Origin of the sequence: Actinomycetospora sp. CA-053990, from assembly GCF_050948445.1 — a bacterium.
Taxonomy (GTDB): Bacteria; Actinomycetota; Actinomycetes; order Mycobacteriales; family Pseudonocardiaceae; genus Actinomycetospora; species Actinomycetospora callitridis.
In genome coordinates, this window is the sequence record NZ_CP192043.1 from 5383933 (window position 1) to 5405819 (window position 21887).

The window sequence follows — 21887 nt, forward strand, 5'->3', positions numbered from 1 at the left end:
AACGCCCGTCCTGCCCGGGGGACGGGGGTTCGGCCGATCCGGTGGCGGCCCCGCGGACGGTCGTGACGGGGCGCAGCGCAAGATGGGAGGACGGCCCGTCCGTGGACGTCGCTCCTCCTGCCGGAGCAACGCCCGCGTGACGTCGGACGTCCGTGCACCGGGGCCCCGCGCCGACGACGCCGCGCGACCCCCGTCGATCGTCCCCACGTCGCACCAGGGAAGCTGAGGCCCATGACGTCCGTGTCGTCGTCACCGACCGATCCCGGGACCGTCGACGGTCCGCAGCCCGTGTTCGCCGAGTCGTCCCGCCTCCAGGCGCGACTGCACGACCTCGTCCCGGGCGGCGCCCACACCTACGCCCGCGGGTCCGACCAGTACCCCGAGCACATGACGCCGATCATCGAGCGCGGCCGGGGCGCACGGGTCTGGGACGTCGACGGCAACGCCTACGTCGAGTACGGCATGGGCCTGCGGTCGGTGACGCTCGGGCACGCCTACGAGCCCGTGAACGCGGCGGTGCGCGAGGTGCTCGACCGGGGGCTGAGCTTCTCGCGCCCCAGCCGGCTCGAGGTCGACGCCGCCGAGGACTTCCTGGGCCTCGTCTCGGGCGCGGACATGGTGAAGTTCGCCAAGAACGGCTCCGACGCCACGACCGCGGCTCTCAAGCTCGCCCGTGCCGCCACCGGGCGCGAGACGGTGGCCGTCGCCGACCAGCCGTTCTTCTCCACCGACGACTGGTTCATCGGCAACACCCCGATGAACGCCGGCATCCCCGACGCGGTCCGCGCGGGCACCGTCGGCTTCACCTACAACGACCTCGGCACGCTGCGCGCGCTCTTCGACGCCCACCCCGGCCGCATCGCCGCGGTGTTCATGGAGGCCGCGACCGCGCTGCACGAGCCCGCGCCCGGCTTCCTCGAGGGCGTGCGCGAGATGTGCACGGCCGAGGGCACGGTGCTCGTCTTCGACGAGATGATCACCGGGTTCCGCTGGTCGGCGAGCGGCGCGCAGGCCGTCTACGGCGTCACCCCCGACCTGTCGACGTGGGGCAAGGCGATGGGCAACGGCTTCCCGGTCTCGGCGCTGGCCGGGCGCCGGGAGCTCATGGAGCTCGGCGGGCTGCGCACCGACGCCGACCGCGTCTTCCTGCTCTCCACCACCCACGGCCCCGAGACGGCCGGGCTCACCGCGTTCCGCGCCGTCGTCGAGGCCTACCGCCGCGAGGACCCGGTGGCCACGATGCGCCGTCAGGGCACGACGCTCGCCGAGGCGTGCAACGAGGTCGTCGCCGCGGCCGGGCTCGGCGAGTTCGTCGACGTCGTCGGGCACCCCGCCTGCCTCGTCTTCCGCACCCGTGACGCCTCGGGCCGGCCGTCGCAGGAGATGCGGACGGTGTTCCTCGGCGAGCTGCTGCGCCGCGGCGTCCTCGGGCAGTCGCTCGTCATCTCGGCGGCCCACACCGACGCCGACGTCGAGCAGACCGTCAACGCCGTCGCCGGGGCGCTGCCCGCCTACGAGCGCGCGCTCGAGCTCGGCGCCGACGCGGTGCTCGACGGCCGTCCCGTCGCGCCGGCGCTGCGCTCCACCGCCGACCCCCGCCGGATCCGATGACGGCGGTGACGGGGACGGGCCGCTGGCTCGTCACCGGCGGCGCCGGCTACATCGGCGCGCACACCGTGCGGGCGCTGCGGGCACGGGGCGACGACGTGGTGGTGCTCGACGACCTCTCCACCGGGCTCACCGAGCGCGTCGACGACGACGTCCCCCTCGTGCGTGCGAGCGTGCTCGACGAGGACACGGTCGCCGCGACGCTCACCGAGCACCGCCTCGACGGTGTCCTGCACTTCGCGGCGCGCAAGAGCGTGCCCGAGTCGGTCGCGCACCCGCTGTACTACTGGCGCGAGAACGTGGAGGGGCTGCGCAGCGTCCTCGCGGCCTGCGGGCGCGCCGGTGTGGAGCGCTTCGTGTACTCGTCGAGCGCCGCGGTCTACGGCGCGACGACGGGCGCCGCGGTGGCCGAGGACGACCCGTGCGAGCCGGTGAACCCGTACGGCACCACCAAGCTCGCCGGCGAGTGGCTGCTCGCCGACGTGCACCGCGCCACCGGGCTGCGCTACGTCGCGCTGCGCTACTTCAACGTCGCGGGCGCCCGCGACGCGCGCCTCGCCGACCGGGGGCAGGCGAACCTCGTGCCGATCGCGCTCGACGCCGTCGCGCGCGGCGGGGCGCCGACCGTCTTCGGCACCGACTACGACACCCCCGACGGCAGCTGCGTGCGCGACTTCGTGCACGTCGACGACCTCGCCGACGCCCACGTCGCCGCGACCGCCCTGCTCGACGAGCCGTGCGCCGAGACGCTCAACGTCGGCGTCGGGCGGGGGTTCTCGGTGCTCGAGGTCATGGCCACGGTGGGCCGCGTCGCCGGCCGCCCCGTCGACCCGGTGGTCGCGGAGCGGCGCCCGGGCGACCCGGCGGCCGTGGTCGCCGACGTCTCGCGCATCGCCGGCCGCCTCGGGTGGCGCGCCCGTCACGACCTCGAGGACATCGTCACCTCGGCCTGGGAGGCGCGCCTCAGCTCGTCGGCGTCAGGCTCCTGACCGCACGGTCGGTGATCTTGCGAGCGAGGCCCGTGCCCTTGCGGGCGACCTTGCCGAACAGCTCGCCGACGTCGGTGAGCGGCGTGAGCACGATCCGGTGCATCGCGAACGGCGGCTCGTTCGGCCCGACGAGACCCGGACGGGTGGTGATGGCCGCGCGGTAGCCCGCACCGCGCGCCACGGACATCGTCCGGTCGTCGTAGTCGCCGGCGTTGCCGTTGGGGTAGGCGAGCAGGTCGACGGTCTGCCCCAGGCCCTCCTCGAGGGCGCGGCGCGACGCGGTGAGTTCGTGGCGCTGGGTGCCCTCGTCCTCGCGGGAGAGGATCGGGTGGGTGACGGTGTGCGACCCGATGCCGTGCCCGGTGGCCGCGAGCGCCCGCGCGCCGTCCCAGTCGAGGAACATCGGCGGACGTGGCGCCTGGGTGGACAGCGGCGGGGCGATGCGCTCGGCGATGCGGGCGACGGCCTCGACGCGCGTGGCGCGGTCGACGAGCTTGAGCTCGTCCTTCAGGGCGTCCTGTGTGGCGCGCCGGGCCGCCGGCGTCGACAGGTCGTGGGTCCGACCGGCCCACTCCAGGCTCGGCGCGGTGACGCGGGCGAACGCGTCGGCGAGCTCCTCCCACCAGGCGCCGATGCGCCCCGAGAGGATGTCGGAGACGAGGAAGAAGGTGCCGTGCATGCCGCGGCGGTCGAGCGCGGGCACGGCGGCGTCGAGCCAGTCGGCGTAGCCGTCGTCGAACGTCAGCGCCACGGCCCGCGGGGGCAGCTCGCCGCCCGCGGCCAGGGTGTCGACGGCCTCGGAGAGCGGGACGACGGTGCCCAGCCGGTCGATCGCGGCGAGCTGGCGCTCGAAGCCGCGACGCCCGGCGCCCGGGTCGGCGGGGTAGAAGGGCGTCGGGTCGATGTTGTGCCAGCCCAGCACGAGCAGCCGTCGACTCATGGCGACCGAGCGTATCGGCCCCCCGGAGCACGCCGACGAAGCGGCTTTCCTCGCACCCAGTGCAAGCGTGGACGCAGGGCTTGCACCCGGCGGGTGCTCAGCGCGAGCGCGTCCCCGGCATGCGGGCGAGGACGGGCTTGGCGAGGTCGCGCAGGCGCGCGCGCAGCTCCGGGGACAGGCCGTCGGTGGCGCGGCGCACGCCGGCGTCGACCTGTGCCAGCAGACGCGTCGGGTCGAGGGCGCCGGCGACGACGAGGGTCTCGACCGCGCGCTCGTCGGTGGCGAAGCGGGCCTTGTAGGTCTCGTCGCCGAGCAGCAGGTCGTACTCGTCGGCGCCCTCCTCGATGGCCTCGCGGACCGTGTGCGCCATGAGCACCAGGCCGACGCTCTTGTCCGCCCACGCGGTGTCGAAGCCGGCCTGGAAGTAGGCGTAGCGCCCGCCGATGCGCCAGGCGTAGAGCGCCGCGACCGCCGTGCCCTCCACCTCGAGGAACGACATCCGCAACCAGCCGCGCTCCAGCGCCGCGGCCGCGAAGTCCTCGTGGAACGCGTGCACCGTCGGGCTCGTGATCGTCGAGCCGCCCTCGCGCTCGTCCCAGCGCGAGTTGTGCAGGCGGAAGAACTCGGCGACGTCCGCGCGGACCTCGCCCGGCACGGCCGTCGCGCGGAACTTCGCGCCCTCGCCGTCGACCAGCGCCCGCTCCTTGCGGCGGACCTGGCTGCGGAAGTTGCGGCTGCGCGCGCCGAGGAACGTGTCCCACGTGTGACCGGTCAGCGGGACGAAGGGCATGACGCTGCCCCGCAGCCGGGTCGCCGCGACCCGCCCGCGCAGTCCCTCGCCCAGCGCGCCGACCCACGGGGCGCCGGCGTCGACGTTGTGCAGCACGACGGCCTCGCGCCCCAGCGCGCCCGCCGCGGCGCGGGCGACCTCGGCCTCACGTCCGGCGACCGCCACGGGGGCGAAACGGTCGCCCACGTTGGCGCCCGCGAAGCGCACGGTGCGCCCCGAACGGCACAGGGGCAGCAGACCCGCCAGTGCGCCGTCGGCGTCGCGCACGCGGACCACGAACGGCGGGGCGTCGGCGCCGTAGTGGCGGGCGTAGGCGCCGTACCACTCGGGCGTCGTGAACGCGTTCCCCGCGGCCTCGGCCAGGGCGCGCCACTCGTCGACCAGACCCGGCTCGTCGGCGGGGTCGGCGAGGATCTCGACGTCACGGCTCACGTTCCCGAGGCTAACGGGCGCTCCGGTTCCCCCATCGGGGCCGACCCGCGACTCAACCTCCGGCCCTCCCGCACGTCTTCAGGAACGGTGAGCGGAGATTCGGCGTCGGGACCGGGTCCACTGCCCGACGGCGGTGGCCCGGAAACGCCTCGGTACCGTGGAACGGCCCCGGCGCGCGGATCCGCTCCCCAACGGCCCGCCGCGACCCCGACCCTTCTGCGAGGACCCCCTGCGATGAAGGTCAGTGTCTTCGGTCTCGGCTACGTGGGCACGGTCAGCGCCGCCTGCCTCGCCTCGGAGGGCCACGACGTCGTCGGTGTCGACGTCAACCCCGCCAAGCTCGCGATGATCGGCGAAGGCCGCACCCCCGTGGTGGAGGAGCGCATCGGCGACATCATCAGCGAGGTCGTCGCCTCCGGGCGCCTGACGGTCACCGACGACGTCGCCGCCGCCATCCACGGCACCGACCTCTCGCTGATCTGCGTCGGCACGCCCTCGGCGCCCAACGGCAGCCTCGACACCACCTATCTGCAGCGCGCCGCGCAGGAGATCGGCAGCGCGCTCGCCACGCGCGACGACAGCGCGGGCCGCCACACCGTGGTCTTCCGCTCGACGATGCTGCCCGGCACCTGCCTGGGCGTCCTCGTGCCGCTGCTCGAGGAGGCCTCGGGCCTCATCGCCGGCCAGGACTTCGGCGTCGCGGTGAACCCCGAGTTCCTGCGCGAGGGCTCGAGCGTCAAGGACTTCTACGACCCGCCCAAGACCGTGGTCGGCGAGCTCGACCCGGCCAGCGGCGACGCCGTGCTCTCCCTCTACGCCGGCCTCGGGGCCCCGGAGTTCCGGGTCGAGCCGCCGGTGGCGGAGATGACGAAGTACGTCGACAACACGTTCCACGGGCTCAAGATCGGGTTCGCGAACGAGATCGGCGCGCTGGCCCGCGAGCTCGGCGTCGACTCCCACGACGTCATGGAGATCTTCCTGTCGGACACGAAGCTGAACATCAGCCCGGCGTACCTGCGCCCGGGCTTCGCGTTCGGCGGCTCGTGCCTGCCCAAGGACCTGCGCGGGCTGGTGCACGCCGCGCGCCGCCACGACGTCCGGGTGCCGATCCTCGAGAACGTGCTGCCGTCCAACGACGAGCACATCCAGCGCGCGTTCGAGCACGTCGCGGCCACCGGCAAGCGCCGGGTCGGCGTGTTCGGCCTCGCGTTCAAGGGCGGCACCGACGACCTGCGCGAGAGCCCGCTGGTCGAGCTCTGCGAGCGGATGCTCGGCAAGGGCTACGACCTGCGCATCTACGACCCCGCCGTCGTCGAGTCGGCGCTGCTCGGGGCCAACCGCGCGTTCATCGAGGCCCACCTGCCCCACCTGCGCGACCTCCTCGTCGACACCGTCGCCGAGGTCACCGACCACGCGGAGGTGCTCGTCGTCGGGAAGGCGGACGACGACGTCCGCACCGCGCTCGGCCACGGCACCCCCGTGCCCGTGATCGACCTCGTCCGGCTCCCGGACGCGGCGGCGCGTCGCCAACAGGAGGGATATGTCGGCCTTGCCTGGTAGAGCCCTGATCGTCGTCGAGAACCTCTCGGTCCCGTTCGACCGGCGGGTCTGGCAGGAGTGCCAGACCCTCACCGGCCACGGCTGGGAGGTCGAGGTGATCTGCCCGCTCGGGACGAAGCGGGACACCGAGACCGAGGTCGTCATCGACGGCGTCCGGATCCACCGCTACCCCCTCGTGGCCGCCACCGGGGGGCCGCAGGGCTACCTCAAGGAGTACGGCACCGCCCTCTGGCACACCAACCGGCTGATCAAGCGCATCCAGAAGCGCGCGCCGGTCGACGTGGTCCACCTGTGCAACCCGCCGGACCTGCTGTTCCTCCCCGCGCTGCGCGCGAAGGCCCGCGGCGCCCGCATCATCTTCGACCAGCACGACCTCGTGCCGGAGCTCTACCTCTCGCGCTTCCGCGAGAAGCGCGACTCGATGTACTGGGCGATGCGCCTGCTGGAGTGGGGCACCTACCGCACGGCGGACACCGTCATCGCCACCAACGAGAGCTACCGCGCCGTGGCCACCGGACGCGGCCGGGTGCCGGTCGAGGACACCTTCGTCGTCCGCAGCGCCCCGGCCGTCGAGCGGTTCCGGCTGCGCGACGCCGAGCCGGCGCTGGCCCGCGGTCGCGAGCACCTGCTCTGCTACCTCGGCGTCATGGGCCCGCAGGACGGCGTCGACTACGCGATCCGCGCGCTGGCCGACCTCGCCGAGCGCCGCGACGACTGGCACGCGGTCTTCATGGGCACCGGCGACGCGTTCGACGACGTCGTCGCGCTGTCGCACGCCTACGGGCTCGACGACCGCGTCACGTTCACCGGGCGCATCTCCGACGAGGACGTGCTGCGGCACCTGTCCACGGCGTCGGTGTGCCTGGCCCCCGACCCGCGCAATCCGCTCAACGACGTGTCCACCATGAACAAGATCATGGAGTACATGGCGATGGGGCGGCCCGTGGTGTCGTTCGACCTGGTCGAGGCACGGGTCTCGGCGGGCGAGGCGGCGGTCTACGCCCGCCCCAACGACGTCGGCGAGTTCGCGGGCCTGGTGTCCGAGCTGCTCGACGACCCCCGTCGCCGCGCGGCGATGGGCGAGATCGGCGTGGAACGGGTTTCCGGGCCGCTCTCGTGGACGAACTCCGAGAAGGAACTGCTGGCCGCGTACGAATCGGCCACGCGAGGTCGCTGAGCATGAACCACGCCGCCGACCCCGCGCGAAGGCGCTCCGACGGGCGAAGCACGTCTGAGACTCCGACGCTCGACATTAGGATGCCGGCAGGTAGCCGCTCCGAGCGACACGCCGAGGACCCGAGGAAAGGCACGTCATGAGCCCGCTCCAGATCCAGTGGGATCGCATCCGTCGCCGGTGGGTGCTGATCCTGGTCATCGGCATCGTGGCAGCGGCCGGTTCGCTGGGGGCCTCGCTCCTGCAGGGATCGACCTACACGGGCCGGTCGGCGCTGACGATCGTCTCGCAGGACCGCGCGCCCGAGCAGGACACCGTCCTCGCCCAGGGCTACGCCGACTACTTCAACCAGGCGTCGTCGCAGCAGCAGCTGCGCCAGACCGCCGGTGTCGACTCCTCGGTGGGCCTCAACGCCCGCATCGCCGCCGCCAGCCCGATCGTCTACATCGAGGCCGTCGCGGACAGCCCCGAGGTCGCCTCCGACGCCGCGACGAAGATGGCCGTCGCCCTGCGCGACGACGTCAACTCCAGCCTCGGCGGCGACGCGCAGGCCCAGCAGCTCGCGGAGCTCAACCAGCAGCTCGCCGCCGCCCAGGGCGCCGGCAACCAGAGCCAGGTGAGCACGCTCCAGCGCCAGATCAGCGACCTCCAGGGCCAGAGCACCAACCAGCTGCAGGACCTGCAGCTCAACGCCGGTGTCGTCGCCAACCCCACGAACGCGGGCCGCAACGCCGCCGCCGCCCTGGTCGGTGGCCTGCTCCTCGGCGCCCTGCTGGCCATGGCCCTGGGCCGCTTCGAGAACCGCATCGTGACCCCGAACGAGGTCCGCGACCGCCTCGGCCTCCAGGTCCTCGCGGCCGTCGGCGGCAAGCGCAAGTCGGGTGAGAACGCCCGCAACGAGATGCTCCGCGCGCTGATGGGCCTCACCAACGCGCACGGCATGCCCGTGCCGGGCTCGCTCGCGATCACCGGCCCCACCACGACGCGCGCCTCGAAGACCCGGGTCGCCGTCGCGCTCGCCGGCCTGCGCGCGCTGCAGGGCCAGACGACGCTGCTGGTCCAGGCCGACTTCGAGAGCGACGCCGGCGGCTCGTCGGAGCTCGCCTCGATGTCCGGTGTGGCCGACTTCCTCGCCGAGCGCGGCGACAGCCGTCTCGACGGCAAGGTGTTCTCCAACGGCCGCGCGCTGCTGGTGTCCCCGCGGGGCAGCAAGCGCGACGACCTGTTCGCGCTGTTCTCCCGCTCGCACGTCTCGCGCCTGCTCCAGCAGGGCTCGATGCTCGCCGACCTGGTGATCATCGACGCCCCGCCGGTGCAGTCCGTCGAGGGCCAGGTCGTCTGCTCCGCCGCCGATCGCTCGCTGCTGGTGGTCGAGGAGGGCGAGACCCGCTCCCGCGACGCCTCCGCGGCGCTCGAGGCGCTGGCCCAGGCCGGCGGCACGGCCCTCGGCGTCGTGCTCGTCCGCAACCCGAGCCAGCTCGTCGACCCCGGCTTCCTCGCCGAGCGCTCCTGGTCGCCGGTGCGCCTGCCGGCCGGCCCGTCGGCGCCGCAGGCCCGCCCGGCGCCCGCCGGTGGCCCCGGTGGCGCCGGTGGTCCGGGCGTGCCCGCCGGCCAGCCCGGTCCCGGGCGCCCGGCCCAGGTCCCGCCGGCCGACCGCACGGCCCCGATCTCCCGCGAGAAGCTCGAGGAGGCCCGCGCCGCGATGGGCGCCGGCGCCGCCGGAGCGGCGGCGGGTGCCGCGGCCGGCTCGGCCTCGGGCGGTCCGGAGGGCACCAACGGCGCCCCCGTGAACGGCGCCGCGAAGCCCACCAACGGCACCGCGGTGCGCAGCGCGACCGGCGGCTCCGGCGGTCCCGCGGGCGCTGGGAACCCGGCCCCGAAGGGCTCCAACGGCGCCCCCGTCGACCGTCCCTCGCCGCGGCGCGAGGAGCGCCGGGACGACAAGCCGGCGGGTGGCACGTCCGCCTCCGGTGCGAAGCCGTCCCCGGCCGCGAAGCCCTCCCCGGGCGGCCAGCCCGGTTCCGGCCCGGGCGGCCAGCCCGGCGACCGCTCCGGCGGCCCCCAGGGCGGCACGAAGCCCCCGGCCGGCGGCACGGGCCCCTCGGCCGGCGGCGCGTCGTCGCCGTCCGCGTCGGCGGCTCCCGCCAAGCCGGCCCCCGGTGGCGCTCCCGGCCAGCCCGCGCCGTCGGGTCCCGAGGGCGCGCCCGGCGTCAGCGTGCACACCCGCCGCGGCTCGGGCGTCAAGCCCTCGCCGAGCCCGAAGCCCGGCGTCGGCGCCGGCCCGCAGCCGAAGGGCCCCCAGCCCGCCGGCGGCCAGCAGGGCGCCCCGCAGAACGGGCAGCCCTCCGCGTCCGCGCGGCCGTCCACCTCGGCGCCGAAGCCGGCCACGTCGTCCGGCCCGAAGGCCGGGAGCGCGTCGGCGTCGCCGAGCTCGCCCCCCGGCGCCAAGCGCGTCGGCACGGCGCGGTTCTCCTCGAGCGCCTCGTCCTCCGGCGCGACCCCGAACGGCAACGGCGGCTCACCGTCCTCGAAGGACGGTGCCCCCGCCAAGGGCACGGACAGCGCGGCCCCGAGCGCGCAGCAGGCCGGCGGGCTCTCCGCCCCCACGGTCACGCTGCGCACGGAGAAGTGAGCCTGCTCCCGGGGCGCTTCCGCGCCTCGTCCCGCCGTGACCTGGTCGTCGGCGCCATCACGGTCGTCGGCGTCCTCGGGCTCGCGTTCGCGGCGCCGGACGACGTCGGCATCCTGCTGGCGGCGCTGGCCGTCGGGGCCGGGGTGGGCCTGCTGGCCCTGAGCAACCCGCTGCTGGCGCTGCTGCTGGTGTTCGTCTCGAGCTTCCTGCGCACCGCGCAGAAGGAGTTCGTCTCGATGGAGGCCCTGACCCCGGCGTTCTACGCGATGGTGCTGGCCCTCGCCCTCGCCGTGGCCCAGCGCTCCAAGCAGATGCCCCGGCTCGGGGTCATCGAGTGGCTGATGACGGTCTACGTCGTCTGGAACGTCCTCTCGATGTGGCTGCCGCACGAGTACGAGGCGATCGACCCGGTCACCGGTGCGTCCGTGGACGTCTGGCGCTGGATCTTCAGCGGCGTCCTGCTGCCGATCGTGGTCTACATCGTCGCCAAGAGCGTCCTCGACGACGAGCGCTCCGTGCGCTACCTGCTGTGGACCACGGTCGCGATGGGCGCCTACTCGGCGTGGGTCAGCATCCTGCAGTTCCACGGGCCGAAGTCGCTGGTCTGGCCGTCGTACATCGTCGACTCGCCGAACTGGAAGGGCCGCGCGAACGGGGTGTTCAACCAGCCCGTCGTCAACGGGATGATCCTGGTCATCGCGTTCGTGGTCTGCCTGTTCCTGGCCTCGCGCCCGGACACCACGAAGTGGATGCGCCGGGGCCTGTGGGTCCTCTCCGGGATCCTCGCCTACTCGGTCTACCTCACCCACACCCGCGCCGCGCTGCTCGCGCTGGTCGTCGTGGTCGGGCTCGGCATCGTCTTCGCCGCCGGGTGGCGCCGCGCCTTCGTCGTCTCGGGCCTGCTCGGGCTCGCGGCCGTCGGGGCCAACGCGTCGACGTTCTTCTCGAGCGACCGGTCGGCCGGCGGTGTCGGGTCGTCCAACGAGGTCTACGACCGGCTCAACATCATGGCCACTTCGCTGCGCGCGATCGGTGAGCACCCGTTCGTCGGCATCGGCATCGGCCGCTTCCAGGTCTACAACACCTACGAGCACGTCACGTGGTCGCAGGAGATCGACTGGAACCGTGGGCTCGGCATCATCTCGCACGAGAACGAGCTGGGGATCGGCGCCGAGCTCGGCATCCCGGGCCTGCTCATGTGGCTCGCGATCCTCGTGACGGTGTTCTGGGCGCTGTGGCGGGCCATGCACGACCTGCCGCGCGACACGTTCCTCGGCGCCCCGCTGGCCCTGGTCGGCGGGATGGCGATGACGGTCCTGGTGGTCAACGGCATCACCGTCGACCTGCGCGTCCTCGACTTCGCCAGCATGATCCCGTTCCTCTACGCCGGCATGGTCGTGGGCCAGCTCGACCGCTTCAACGCCGACCGGTTCACCGCCCGCCCGGGCGCGGCCGGGGGCGGACTGCCCGGCGGCATGACCCCCGACGAGGTCTCGGCCTGGTACGACGCCCACCCGCGGGACGAGGCCGGCACGTCCGGCGGCACCACCCGGGGGCGCGGTGGCCTCGTGGGGGCCCCGTGACGGGACGTCCCCCGCGCACCCTCTGGGTCTCCACCAGCACGACCACCCAGGGCGGCATCGCCACCTGTGTGCGGACGCTGTCGGCGACCGGGCTCTGGGAGCGGTGGGGCGTCCGGCACGTCGCCACGCACCGCGACGGCTCGTCGGCCACCAAGGCGCTGACCTTCGCCCGCGGCCTCGTGCGCTACGCGGCCGAGATGGTGCTGCGTCGACCCGACCTGGTGCACATCCACATGTCGTCCGCCGGCAGCTTCGTGCGCAAGGCCGCGCTGGCCTGGCTCGCGTACCTGCTGCGGGTGCCGGTGGTGCTGCACGTGCACTCGGGGCGCTTCCACCTCTTCCACGACCGCGCGCCCGCGCCGCTGCGCCGGGTCATCGCCGCGACGCTGACGCGCGCCGACGTGGTGATCGCGCTCGGCGAGCTGATGCGCAGCCGGCTCGCCGCGATCGCCCCGGACGCCCGCCTCACCTCGCTGCCCAACCCCGTCCCGATCTCCCCGGTCACCCGGCGGCCCGCGGGCGCGGCACCGCACGTCGTGTTCCTCGGGCGCATCTGGGACAAGAAGGGCGCGTTCGCGCTGCTCGAGGCCTGGGCCAAGGTCGGCCCGGGCAGCGGCCACCTCACGATGGCCGGCGACGGCGAGCACGAGCGGGCGCGCACGACGGCCCGCGAGCTGGGCGTGGCCGACTCGGTCACCGTGCACGACTGGCTCTCGACCGCCCAGGTGGACGCGCTGCTCGCCGACGCCGACGTCCTCGCGCTGCCCTCGGAGAACGAGGGCCAGCCGATGGTGGTGCTCGAGGCCATGTCGCGGGGGCTCGCGGTGCTCGCGACCCGGGTCGGCGGGATCCCCGAGATCGTCTCCGACGGCGTCGAGGGGCTGCTCGTGCCCTCGCACGACGCGGGGGCGCTGGCCGACGCGCTCGGCGACCTGCTCGCCGACGAGGGCCGCCGGCGCGCGCTGGGCGAGGCCGGTGCGGCCCGAGCACGGTCCGAGTTCGCCGCCGACGCCGTGGCGGCACGCATCGAGGGCATCTATCACGAGGTCCTGTCCGGGCGCGGACAGAGGGCTCGGGGGCCCGTGTCGTCCCCCTCGCTACGCTCGGATACATGATCGACGGAACGGTCGCGCAGTGAGACGGCCCCGACGTCCGGTCCAGACGGAGGGCCCGCTGCGGGTCCTCTTCGTCGTCCCGCACATGGCCGTCGGCGGGGCCGAGCGCCACGTCGCCACGCTGCTCACGGGGTTCGACCCCGAGCGTTTCGCCGGCTCGCTGCTCTGCCTCCAGCAGCAGGGCGGCCCGGGCACCGACCTGGCCACCGTCCGGGACGCCGGCCTCCCCACCGTCGAGCTGCACCGCGGCAAGCGCAACATCCCCGGCCTGCTCGTCGACCTCGTGCGCCACCTGCGCCGCGAGCGTCCCGACGTCGTGATCCTGCGCGGCTTCAACGCCGAGACCCTCGGGCGCATCGCCGGCGTGCTGGCCGGGGTGCCGCGCCTCGCGGTGTGGGTGCACAACTGCGGCGACGTCGTCCCGCACAGCCGCCTGCGCCGCACCGTCGACCGGGTGCTGGCCAAGGTCACCGACGCCGTCTACGGCGTCGCCCACGCCCAGACGCCCTACATCACCGGCGAGCTCGGCCACGACGCCGACAAGGTCCGCATCGTGCACAACGGCACGCAGCTCGGGTTCACGACGCCGGAGGCCTCCGGCCGCGACACCGCGCTCGCGCACGAGCTGGGCATCGCCGACGACGAGCTGGTGATCGGCACCGCGGCGGTCATGCGCCCGGAGAAGGACCAGGCGACGCTGCTGCGGGCCTTCCGGGGGGTGGCCGACGCCCGGGCCGACGTGAAGCTCCTGCTGGCCGGCGACGGTCGCGAGCGCCCGCGCCTCGAGGCCCTGGTCGACGAGCTCGGCCTCCGCGAGCGGGTGCTGTTCCTGGGCCACCGCGACGACGTGCCACGCCTGCTGCGGGTGTTCGACGTCTTCACGCTCAGCAGCAAGACCGTCGAGTGCTTCCCGATGTCGGTGCTCGAGGCGATGAGCGCCTCGCTGCCGGCGGTGTGCACCGCCGTCGGCGGGGTGCCCGAGATGATCGAGGACGGCGTCACCGGCCGCGTCGTGCCCCGCGAGGACCCCGAGGCGCTGGCCGCCGCGTTCCTCGACGTGCTGGGCGACCCGGCCCGCGCCCGGGCCATGGGGCTCGCGGGCCGCCGCCGGGTGCGCGAGGAGTTCACCCTGCAGCGCTCGATCGACCGCGCGCAGGCCGTCATCGAGGAGACCGCCGGCCGACCCGTCCGGGAGACCGATGCCCTCGCGACCGGGCGCTGAGGCCGGCCCGGTCAGGGTCACCCTCGTCCTCGACGTCGCCGCGGTCGGCGGCGCCGAGATCGTCCTGCGCAACACGTTCGGCCACCTCGACCCGCGCCGGGTCGTCACCGACGTCGTCTGCCTGCGCGAGGCCGGCCCGCTGGCCGACGACTTCCGGGAGGTCTCCGACGGGGTGACGACGCTGCCCCGCGGTGGCCAGTTCGATCGCGCGGGGCTCGGCCGCATCCCCCGGCTCGTCGCCCACTTCCGGCGCCGCCGCACCGACGTCGTCGTCGTCTCGCACCACCATCGGGCGGCGCTGACGCTCGCGCGGATCGCGGCGGTCCTGGCCGGCGCTCGCTCGGTCGTCGCCGCCCACGACATGGACCTCACCCGTGTCGGCTCCCGCGTCCTGCCGCGGTACGTCGTCGAGACGCTGTTCCTGAGCTCGGGGCTGGCACTGCTCGCCCCCAGCCAGGGCCGCTACCTGCACGAGGAGGAGGGCGTGGGCGCCTCCTGGCGCAGCCGGGCGCGCGAGTACGTCGTCCCCAACGGGATCCCGGCGCCCGAGCCCGTGCCGCCGGGGCGCCGCGCCGAGGTGCGCGCCGAGCTGGGCGTGGCCGACGACGACGTCGTGGTGCTCATGGTGGCGCGGCTGAGCCGGCAGAAGGCGCACGACGTCATGGTCGACGCGATCGCCCGCGCCGACCGCCCGAACCTCCGGCTGGTCGTCGTCGGCGACGGCAGGCGGCGCGAGGAGCTCGAGGCGCTCGTCGCGGACCGGGGTCTGGAGAAGTCGGTGACGTTCCTCGGGCTGCGCCGCGACGTCCCGCGGCTGCTCGCGGCCGGCGACGTGTTCGCGCTGTCCTCGGTGCACGAGGGCGTCCCGATCTCGGTGATCGAGGCGATGACCGCCGGGCTGCCGGTGGTGGCCACCGACGTCGGCGCGCTGCGCGACCAGGTCACCGAGGGCGTCGACGGCTTCCTCGTCCCCTCCGGCGACGCCGAGGGGCTCGCCGAGCGCCTCGCGCGGCTCGCCGACGACCCCGCGCTGCGCGCCGAGCTCGGGCGTCGCGCGCAGGCGCGCGCCCGCGCCGAGTTCACCGTCGAGAACACCGCCGCGGCGTTCACCGAGATGGTCGAGTCGGTGGCTCGGCGCTAGCGGGGTCTCGGAGCGAACGCGCGGTTCGCTGCTTCTACGCGCGCGAACTCCCCGTTGATCACGCCGCTCGGGGCCCCGACGGGGCCACGTTCGGGGCTCCGCCTACCGTTTCCCCATGCCCGGTTTGCGCTCACTCGCCCCGGCCAAGCTCACCTGGTACGCCCGGCGGCTGCAGTCGATGGGCCCGCGCGAGGTCGCGGACCGTGCGCTGACGGTCGGCGCGACGGCCGCCCGGCGGGTCACCGGGGACCGCGAGCCCGATGACGCCACGCTGCTGGGAGACGGAGCGCAGCGGAGCTCGACCCGTCGGGAGGGAGACGCCGACCCCGACTGGGCGGCCATGCTCGACGACTTCCGGGCCGGCACCGGGCGTCCCGTCCTGCTCGACCGCGACACCGCGACCGCCGTCGCCGCCGCGCAGCCCGAGGCGGTCAAGGAGCTGCTCGCCGCGGCCGACCGCGTCCTCGAGCACCGGTTCACGTTCTTCGCGCACCCCGAGGCCCACTACCCGGGCCCGATCGACTGGTCGTACGACCCGCTCTCGGGCGTGCACTGGCCCGACCTGCCGTCGCACGCGATCAACCACCGCGCCGGGCACGGCGACCCCAAGTGGATCTGGGAGCTCAACCGGCTCCAGCACCTCCCCTGGCTCGCCGAGGCCTGGCTCCTGACCGGCGACGAGCGCTACGGCACCGAGGCCCTCGACCAGCTCGACGCGTGGATCACCGCCAACCCGCCCGGGCGCGGCATCGCCTGGCGCGGGGCGTTCGAGGTGGGCGTGCGGGCGATCTCGGTGCTCGTCGCGCTCCAGGGCCTCGCCGACCACCCGGCGCTGACCCCGGGGCGCTACGCGCGGGCGGTGCGCATGCTCGCGGCCGGCGCGCGGCGCTGCTGGCGCGACCGCTCGAAGCACAGCTCGGCGAACAACCACCTCGTCGGCGAGCTCGCCGGCCTCGCGACGGTGGCGATCCTGCTGCCGGAGCTCGCCGCGTCGGCCCGCTGGGAGCGCGACGCCGTCGCCGCCCTCGCCGTCGAGGCCGACCGCCAGATCCTTCCCGACGGCGTGGGCGCCGAGCAGGCCGTCGGCTACCAGGTCTTCACCGCCGAGCTGCTCGCCGTCGTGGCGCTGCTGCGCCGCCTGCGTCCCGCGCACGTCCCGGCGCCGGCGGACGGGACGCTGCTCGCGGCGCTCGGGCGGTCGGCGGCGCACCTCGCCGACCTCGTCGGCACCGGCGACCCCACCCCGCGCACGGGGGACGACGACGAGGGCTTCGCGCTGCGCCTCGACCCGGCCCCGACCCGCGAGGTCCGCCCGCACCTCGCGCTCGCCGCCGCCCTCACGGGCCTCCCGGCCGCCCGCCGCGCGGGCACGACCGACCTCACCTCGGCGTGGATCGCGACCCGCCTGGGAGCGGAGTCCGGCGCCGACCTCGCCTGGGAGCCCGGGTCCGCGTACGCCCCCGACGGCGGGCTGGCGATCCTGCGCGCGGGGCACCGCCGGGTGACCGTCGACATCGGCCCGCTCGGCTACCTGGCGATCGCGGCCCACGGGCACGCCGACGCGCTGGCCGTCGGGCTCGCCGTCGACGGCCACGACCTGGTCGGCGACCCGGGCACCGGCAGCTACTTCGCCCACCCGGAGTGGCGCACCGCGCATCGCAGCACCCGCGCGCACGCCACGGTCGCCGTCGACGACGCCGACCAGTCGGTGATGGGCGGACCGTTCCTCTGGACCGAGCACGCGACGGTCCGCGTCCACGGCGTCGACCTGCCCGCCGGCCGTGTCGACGCCGAGCACGACGGCTACCGGCGCCTGGCCACCCCGGTGACCCACCGCCGCGTCGTCGACGCCCCGCCGGACGACGACGTGGTGCTCGTGGTGGACGTCCTCAGCGGTCCGAGTCCCGCCCGCACCACCTGGCCCCTGCACCCCGACCTCACGGTCGACGACAGAGCCGACGACCACACCGACGACCACACCGACGACCACACCGTCGTGGCCCGCCGCGACGGCCGGCCGGTCCTGCGGATCGCCACCGCCGCGACGGCGCCGCTGACCGGCTGGCGGCTGTACGGGGGCGACGAGGGGGCCGGCGAGCTGGGCTGGTGGTCCGACCGCCTCGAGGCCCGCCGGCCGTGCTGGTTCGTCGGCGCGCAGGTCAGCCCGGACGACGGCCCCGTGATCGTCGCCACCCTCCTGGCCGCGGGCGCCGCCGGGGACGTCGACGCCCCGGCGATCGAGACCGGCCCCGACGGCACGGTCCGCGTGCGCTGGAGCGGCACCTCGGGCCCGCGGGAGACGGTCGTCGGTGCCCCCTGACGGGCGCGGGGCACACCGCGGGATCCGGGAGCGTCCTCCCGGCCCCGATACGATGAGGTGCCACGTCCGTGCCGGGCGCGGCGCCGCGGGATCGTCCGGTCCCGGGGTCACGACGGCGATGACAGGTCCATGACGCAGCCTCCGGACAGCGACGGCCACCCCGAGCGGGGTCCCGAGCGCGACCCCGGCTCGCGTGACCACCGCTCGCAGGAGCACGCCGAGCCGGACATCGCCGAGGCGATGCCCGAGGCCACGTCGGACCCGCTCTCCGAGGGTGGCTCCACCCCCGAGGTGAACGAGCCCGACGAGCACAACCCGTCGCTCGACGGCCTCGGCGGACGACTGCGCCGGGGCGCCCAGTTCGCCGCGATCGCGCTGGTGTTCACCCAGCTCATCTCCCTGGGGCAGACCGTCGTCGTCGCCCGGCTGCTGACGCCGGCGGAGATCGGCATCTTCACGCTCGGCACCCTGCTCGCCAACTTCGCGGTAACCATCGCCGACGGCGGGATGCGGGCGGCGCTCATCCAGCGCGAGGAGGACGTCGAGAAGGCGACGGAGACGGCCTTCTGGGCGAGCCTGATCACCGGCGTGCTCATGTCCGGCGCCGCGCTCGCCGCGGCCCCGCTGCTGGGGATGTTCTTCTCCAGCGAGATGGTCGGCCTGGTCTGCGCGGCCACCTGCGGCACGCTGCTCATCCACTCGCTGGTCAACGTGCCCGAGGCGCTGCTGCAGCGGCGCTTCAACTTCAAGCGCCGCCTCATCGTCGACCCGCTGACCGCGGGCACGTTCGCGGTGGTCACCGTGGCCTTCGCGCTGGCGGGGCTCGGCGTCTGGGCCATGGTGATCGGGCTCTACGCCTCCCAGCTCGCGACGCTGATCTCGTGCTGGGTGATGTGCAAGTGGCGACCCGGGAAGACCCGCCCCAGCTACCGGGTGTGGCGCGAGCTGGCCGGGTTCTCGTTCCCGCTCATCGTCTCGAACCTCACCGACAAGTCCCGCGAGCTCGTCCAGTCGACGCTCATCGGGCGCGGTCTGGGCGAGGGCGGCGCCGGTCAGTACCGCTACGGCCGGCGCATCGGCGTGCTGCCCGGGACGGCGATCATCCAGGTCGCGTCGTACGTGCTGTTCCCGGCGTTCTCGCGCATCGCCTCCGACGCCAAGCGGTTCCACGACGGGTTCCTGCGCAGCCTGCGCGCGCTGTGGATCGCGACGATCCCGTTCTCCGCGGTGCTCATCGCCCTCGGCCAGCCGATGATCGTGGTCCTGCTCGGCGAACAGTGGCGGCCCGCCGGCCTGTTCGTCGCCGCGATGGCGGGCTACGGGCCCGGCGCGGCCATGAGCGCGATCGGGATGGAGTCGATCAAGGGCGCGGGCAAGAGCCGCCGCATCCACATCCTCACCGGGCTCTCGGTCGTCCTCGGCGTCGGCGGCCTCGTCCTCCTGCTGCCGTACGGCCTGCTCGGCGTCGGCATCGCGGTCTCGATCGACGCGGCGGTCGGCGGGTTCGTCAGCCTCGTGCTCGCGCGCGACCTCGCGAACGTGACGTGGCGCGAGCTCCTGAGCCTGCTCATCCCGCCGACGATCGCGGCGGTCGTGGCCGGGGTGGCCGTCGGCTTCCTCGAGCAGACGGTGGTCAACGCCGACCAGCTGCCGATCCTGCTGGGCCTGCTCGCGCTCGCCGGCGAGACGCTCCTGCTGCTCGGGATCTTCCTGGGCGTGCTGCTCCTCATCGCCCCGGCCTCCGTGCGCGAGGTCCTCGCGGCCGTCCGCAGCCGGGGGAAGTCGAAGGGCGACGACGACACCGAGGGCGCCGAGGCCGCCGAGCCGGACGCCGAGGACGCCATCGAGGGCTGGCGCCGCGACCTGCTCGACGCGCCGACCGTCGTCCTGCGCCTGCCGTTCATGGTCGACGACGTCACCGACCACGTCCCCGTCCGGCGCCCGGCCCCGCGTCCCGGCCCACCGCCGCGGCCCCCGTCCCCGTCGGGGCGCCGCCCCCGGTGCCGCCGGCAACGGGGCGCCCAGCGCACCGCCCCACGGCCCGCTCCTCGACGCCCCGACCACCGCCCTGAGCGAGCCGGTGTCCCCGCTCGACGCCCCGACCACGGCCGTCGAGCCCGCCCCGGCCGCGCCGCCGGGGAAGGCGAACGGGAACGGCAACGGCCACGGAGGGCGCTCCCGGCGCCTCGTGTCGGTGGTGACCCGGCGCCAGGGCCGCAAGGACCCGCCACCCGACGGGTCCTGACCACCCACCCGCCGGCTCAGCACCCCGGCGGCGCGCCGCCGGTGCCGTCGGCGAACGGGCCCGCGCACGCCGCGCGGCGCGGGCTGCCCAGCGGACCACCGCCCGGGGTCGTGGCGGTGTTGTTGTCGACGAGGTCGAGCATCCCGAACAGCTCCTTCATCTCGTCGGAGTCGATGTTCGGCAGCTCCTTCTCGGCGCCGGCCTGCACCGACAGCGAGTTCGTGCTCTGACCGGAGGTGTCGTCGACGACGTAGGCGCCGTAGGTGCGCATGGCCTCGGCGATCTTGCGGACGTCGGGGTCGCGCAGGCCCGCGATGTCGGTGTCGGGCGGGACGGCCAGCAGCGATCCCATCCGCACCCCGTCGAGCGTCCCGCCATACTGGTCCTCGAAGTACCCGTCGGCCTTCGTCGCGGGCCAGCGGAACCCGCCGCCGGCGGTGCTGCAGGTCCGCTTGCAGTTCAGGCTGATCTTCAGCGCGTGACGGATGGGTGCCGCGCCGGACACCTCGCCGACGCGGACGCTGCCCCCGAGCCCCGAGAGCCCGGACCCGCCGTGGCACCCGGGCAGCCCGGTCGAGGTCAGCGACACCTCGGGCCACCCGAACTCGAACGACGGGTCGCCGCCCGCCTCGAGCTTCAGCGGCTGGCCCTGCACCACGGTGCGCCGCGAGCCGTCGTCGACGAGGAACGTCGAGCAGTGGTTCCACGAGCCGTCGGCGGTGAGCTCCGGGTCGGTGTGCACCGGCACGTCGCGGCCGTCGGCGTCGAGGGTCTTCACAGGGAAGGAGGGGTCGACGGAGATGTCCTCGATGTCGAGGTAGATGCGGTCGGCGCCGCTGTCGAAGGGCACGAACCGCGCCGACTCGGCCAGCGGCAGATTCCATGGGGAGTCCCACGAGAACGGCTGGCGGTAGAGGTCACGCACGGGTCCGGACCCGGCGGCGAGCGCCGTCGAGGACGCGGGCGCGAGCAGGGGGCCGCCGAGGACCCCGAGCACGGCGACCAGGGCGGTCGTCAGGAACCGCGCGCCCCTCACGGCGCCGTCACCCGGAGGCCGTCCATGGTCAGGGCGACCGTGCCCTCGGAGTTCGAGCCGCGGTAGATGCCCTGCTTGAGGTAGTTCTCGCCGTCGACCATCGTCGCCCGGTTGGTGCGCTGCACCGTCTGCTTGCCGTTCTCCCAGGCCTCGACGAAGCCGGAGCCCGCGTTCCGGGAGAACTTCACGTGCAGGACGTAGTCGACCCACTGGCCGCGGCGGATCGGACCGATCGTGCGTCGCGGCGCCGACTTCACGCCGTCACCGCCGATGTCGACGGAGCCCCGGCTGAGGTCGATCGCGAGCGGCGGCGACCCCGACGAGCTGTGCCACTGCAGGATGATGAAGTAGCGGCCCGAGACGTCGGGCATGTTCTCCGGGTACTGCACGGACCACTCGTAGAAGCGCTCGTCGCCCTCGTGCACGAGGGCACCCGCCGCGCTCGACTGGACCTCGCTGCGCTCGCCGCCCCCGAAGTTCGGCACGTCGCCCGGACGCACCGTGAACCGCGCCGCGTGCTGCCCCTGCCGCGCGCCGGGGGCGTCGACGATCGCCATGTTCGCGTTGCCGCGCCCGACCGTGGAGCAGCGTCCGTTGACCAGCTTCGACTGGCAGACCTCCCACTGGCTGAAGTCGCCGGTCTCCCAGTCGCCGGTGAAGAGTGCCCGGCGACCGACCGGTACCGCGCCGCGCGTGCTGTCCATCGCACCGCCGTCGAGGGTGGCGCCGACGTCCACGCCGAGCCCGGTGTCCACGTCGACCTCGGCCGACGGGGTGCCCGGGGTCGACGGGGTGCTCGAGGTCGACGGGGTGGGCGACGGGCTGGTCGACGGGGTGCTCGAAGCCGACGGGGTGCTCGAGTCGGTCGGGGGCGTCGGCTCCTCGGCCCAACCGCTCGCCGCATCGGTCGCGGAGACCGCGAGGGCGAGCGCGACCGCGGCCACCACCCGGCCGGTCCGGCACACACCCGTCCGGGCGCCCCGGGCGACCTGCCGCTCACCCCTCCCGCCGTCGTGCTGCGACGTGCTGCCACCGGTGCCGATCCTCGCCACGCGTACCCCTCCAGACCGTCGACCGTCGAACGCCTGCCGCTTAGCGCG

General features: G+C 74.7%; 14 protein-coding genes. 11 read left to right on the top strand and 3 right to left on the bottom strand.

Annotated features, from left to right (window positions below):
* The first annotated feature begins 231 nt into the window (after positions 1 to 231).
* Entirely contained in the window at positions 232 to 1611 is a 1380-nt protein-coding gene (locus ACQPYN_RS27490) for a glutamate-1-semialdehyde 2,1-aminomutase (protein WP_433029817.1), read from the top strand.
* Between the two features lie 5 nt (positions 1612 to 1616).
* Positions 1617 to 2597, top strand: a complete 981-nt coding sequence (gene galE, locus ACQPYN_RS27495) for a UDP-glucose 4-epimerase GalE (RefSeq protein WP_433029819.1) — start codon at positions 1617 to 1619, stop codon at positions 2595 to 2597.
* Here the strand turns inward: galE and ACQPYN_RS27500 are convergent.
* A complete protein-coding gene (locus tag ACQPYN_RS27500) occupies positions 2572 to 3537 on the bottom strand; it encodes a polysaccharide deacetylase family protein (protein ID WP_433029821.1) in 966 nt (321 codons plus the stop codon). The genes galE and ACQPYN_RS27500 overlap by 26 nt on opposite strands.
* 97 nt (positions 3538 to 3634) lie before the next feature.
* Positions 3635 to 4759, bottom strand: coding sequence for a GNAT family N-acetyltransferase (locus ACQPYN_RS27505; RefSeq protein WP_433029823.1), 1125 nt, complete (start codon positions 4757 to 4759; stop codon positions 3635 to 3637).
* A gap of 234 nt (positions 4760 to 4993) precedes the next feature.
* Between ACQPYN_RS27505 and ACQPYN_RS27510 the strand changes: the two genes are divergently transcribed.
* The 9 genes from ACQPYN_RS27510 (at position 4994) to ACQPYN_RS27550 (ending at position 19981) form a co-directional block, all read left to right on the top strand.
* The gene (locus ACQPYN_RS27510; RefSeq protein WP_433029825.1) at positions 4994 to 6319 is read left to right on the top strand and encodes a nucleotide sugar dehydrogenase; all 1326 of its coding nucleotides are present in this window, start codon (positions 4994 to 4996) and stop codon (positions 6317 to 6319) included.
* Complete coding sequence (locus ACQPYN_RS27515) at positions 6300 to 7496, top strand: glycosyltransferase family 4 protein (protein WP_433029827.1); 1197 nt, start codon at positions 6300 to 6302, stop codon at positions 7494 to 7496. Before ACQPYN_RS27510 ends, ACQPYN_RS27515 begins: the two co-directional genes overlap by 20 nt.
* Positions 7497 to 7632: 136 nt before the next feature.
* Positions 7633 to 10125, top strand: a complete 2493-nt coding sequence (locus tag ACQPYN_RS27520; protein ID WP_433029829.1) for a hypothetical protein — start codon at positions 7633 to 7635, stop codon at positions 10123 to 10125.
* Positions 10122 to 11708, top strand: coding sequence for an O-antigen ligase family protein (locus tag ACQPYN_RS27525; RefSeq protein ID WP_433029831.1), 1587 nt, complete (start codon positions 10122 to 10124; stop codon positions 11706 to 11708). Before ACQPYN_RS27520 ends, ACQPYN_RS27525 begins: the two co-directional genes overlap by 4 nt.
* On the top strand, positions 11705 to 12823 hold the full coding sequence (locus ACQPYN_RS27530) for a glycosyltransferase family 4 protein (protein WP_433029833.1): 1119 nt from the start codon (positions 11705 to 11707) through the stop codon (positions 12821 to 12823). Before ACQPYN_RS27525 ends, ACQPYN_RS27530 begins: the two co-directional genes overlap by 4 nt.
* Before the next feature lie 19 nt (positions 12824 to 12842).
* Positions 12843 to 14045 (top strand): glycosyltransferase, encoded by a 1203-nt coding sequence (locus tag ACQPYN_RS27535; protein ID WP_433029835.1) that lies wholly within the window; start codon positions 12843 to 12845, stop codon positions 14043 to 14045.
* A complete protein-coding gene (locus ACQPYN_RS27540) occupies positions 14023 to 15186 on the top strand; it encodes a glycosyltransferase (protein ID WP_433029837.1) in 1164 nt (387 codons plus the stop codon). Before ACQPYN_RS27535 ends, ACQPYN_RS27540 begins: the two co-directional genes overlap by 23 nt.
* Positions 15187 to 15301: 115 nt before the next feature.
* Complete coding sequence (locus ACQPYN_RS27545) at positions 15302 to 17506, top strand: alginate lyase family protein (protein ID WP_433029839.1); 2205 nt, start codon at positions 15302 to 15304, stop codon at positions 17504 to 17506.
* 129 nt (positions 17507 to 17635) lie between these two features.
* Positions 17636 to 19981 carry an oligosaccharide flippase family protein gene (locus ACQPYN_RS27550; RefSeq protein WP_433029841.1) on the top strand — a complete coding sequence of 782 codons (2346 nt, stop codon included), beginning with the start codon at positions 17636 to 17638 and terminating at the stop codon, positions 19979 to 19981.
* An 802-nt stretch (positions 19982 to 20783) separates the two neighbouring features.
* On the opposite strand, the gene ACQPYN_RS27555 is transcribed toward ACQPYN_RS27550, so the two are convergent.
* On the bottom strand, positions 20784 to 21839 hold the full coding sequence (locus ACQPYN_RS27555; protein WP_433029843.1) for a polysaccharide lyase: 1056 nt from the start codon (positions 21837 to 21839) through the stop codon (positions 20784 to 20786).
* Between the last annotated feature and the right edge of the window lie 48 nt (positions 21840 to 21887).

Bases quoted from the DNA above. Each gene is read 5' to 3' on its own strand.
- ACQPYN_RS27490 (WP_433029817.1), top strand. From the start codon at position 232: ATGACGTCCGTGTCGTCGTCACCGACCGATCCCGGGACCGTCGACGGT.
- ACQPYN_RS27520 (WP_433029829.1), top strand. From the start codon at position 7,633: ATGAGCCCGCTCCAGATCCAGTGGGATCGCATCCGTCGCCGGTGGGTG.
- ACQPYN_RS27540 (WP_433029837.1), top strand. From the start codon at position 14,023: ATGCCCTCGCGACCGGGCGCTGAGGCCGGCCCGGTCAGGGTCACCCTC.
- ACQPYN_RS27550 (WP_433029841.1), top strand. From the start codon at position 17,636: ATGACGCAGCCTCCGGACAGCGACGGCCACCCCGAGCGGGGTCCCGAG.
- ACQPYN_RS27545 (WP_433029839.1), top strand. From the start codon at position 15,302: ATGCCCGGTTTGCGCTCACTCGCCCCGGCCAAGCTCACCTGGTACGCC.
- ACQPYN_RS27510 (WP_433029825.1), top strand. From the start codon at position 4,994: ATGAAGGTCAGTGTCTTCGGTCTCGGCTACGTGGGCACGGTCAGCGCC.
- ACQPYN_RS27515 (WP_433029827.1), top strand. From the start codon at position 6,300: ATGTCGGCCTTGCCTGGTAGAGCCCTGATCGTCGTCGAGAACCTCTCG.
- ACQPYN_RS27500 (WP_433029821.1), bottom strand. From the start codon at position 3,537: ATGAGTCGACGGCTGCTCGTGCTGGGCTGGCACAACATCGACCCGACG.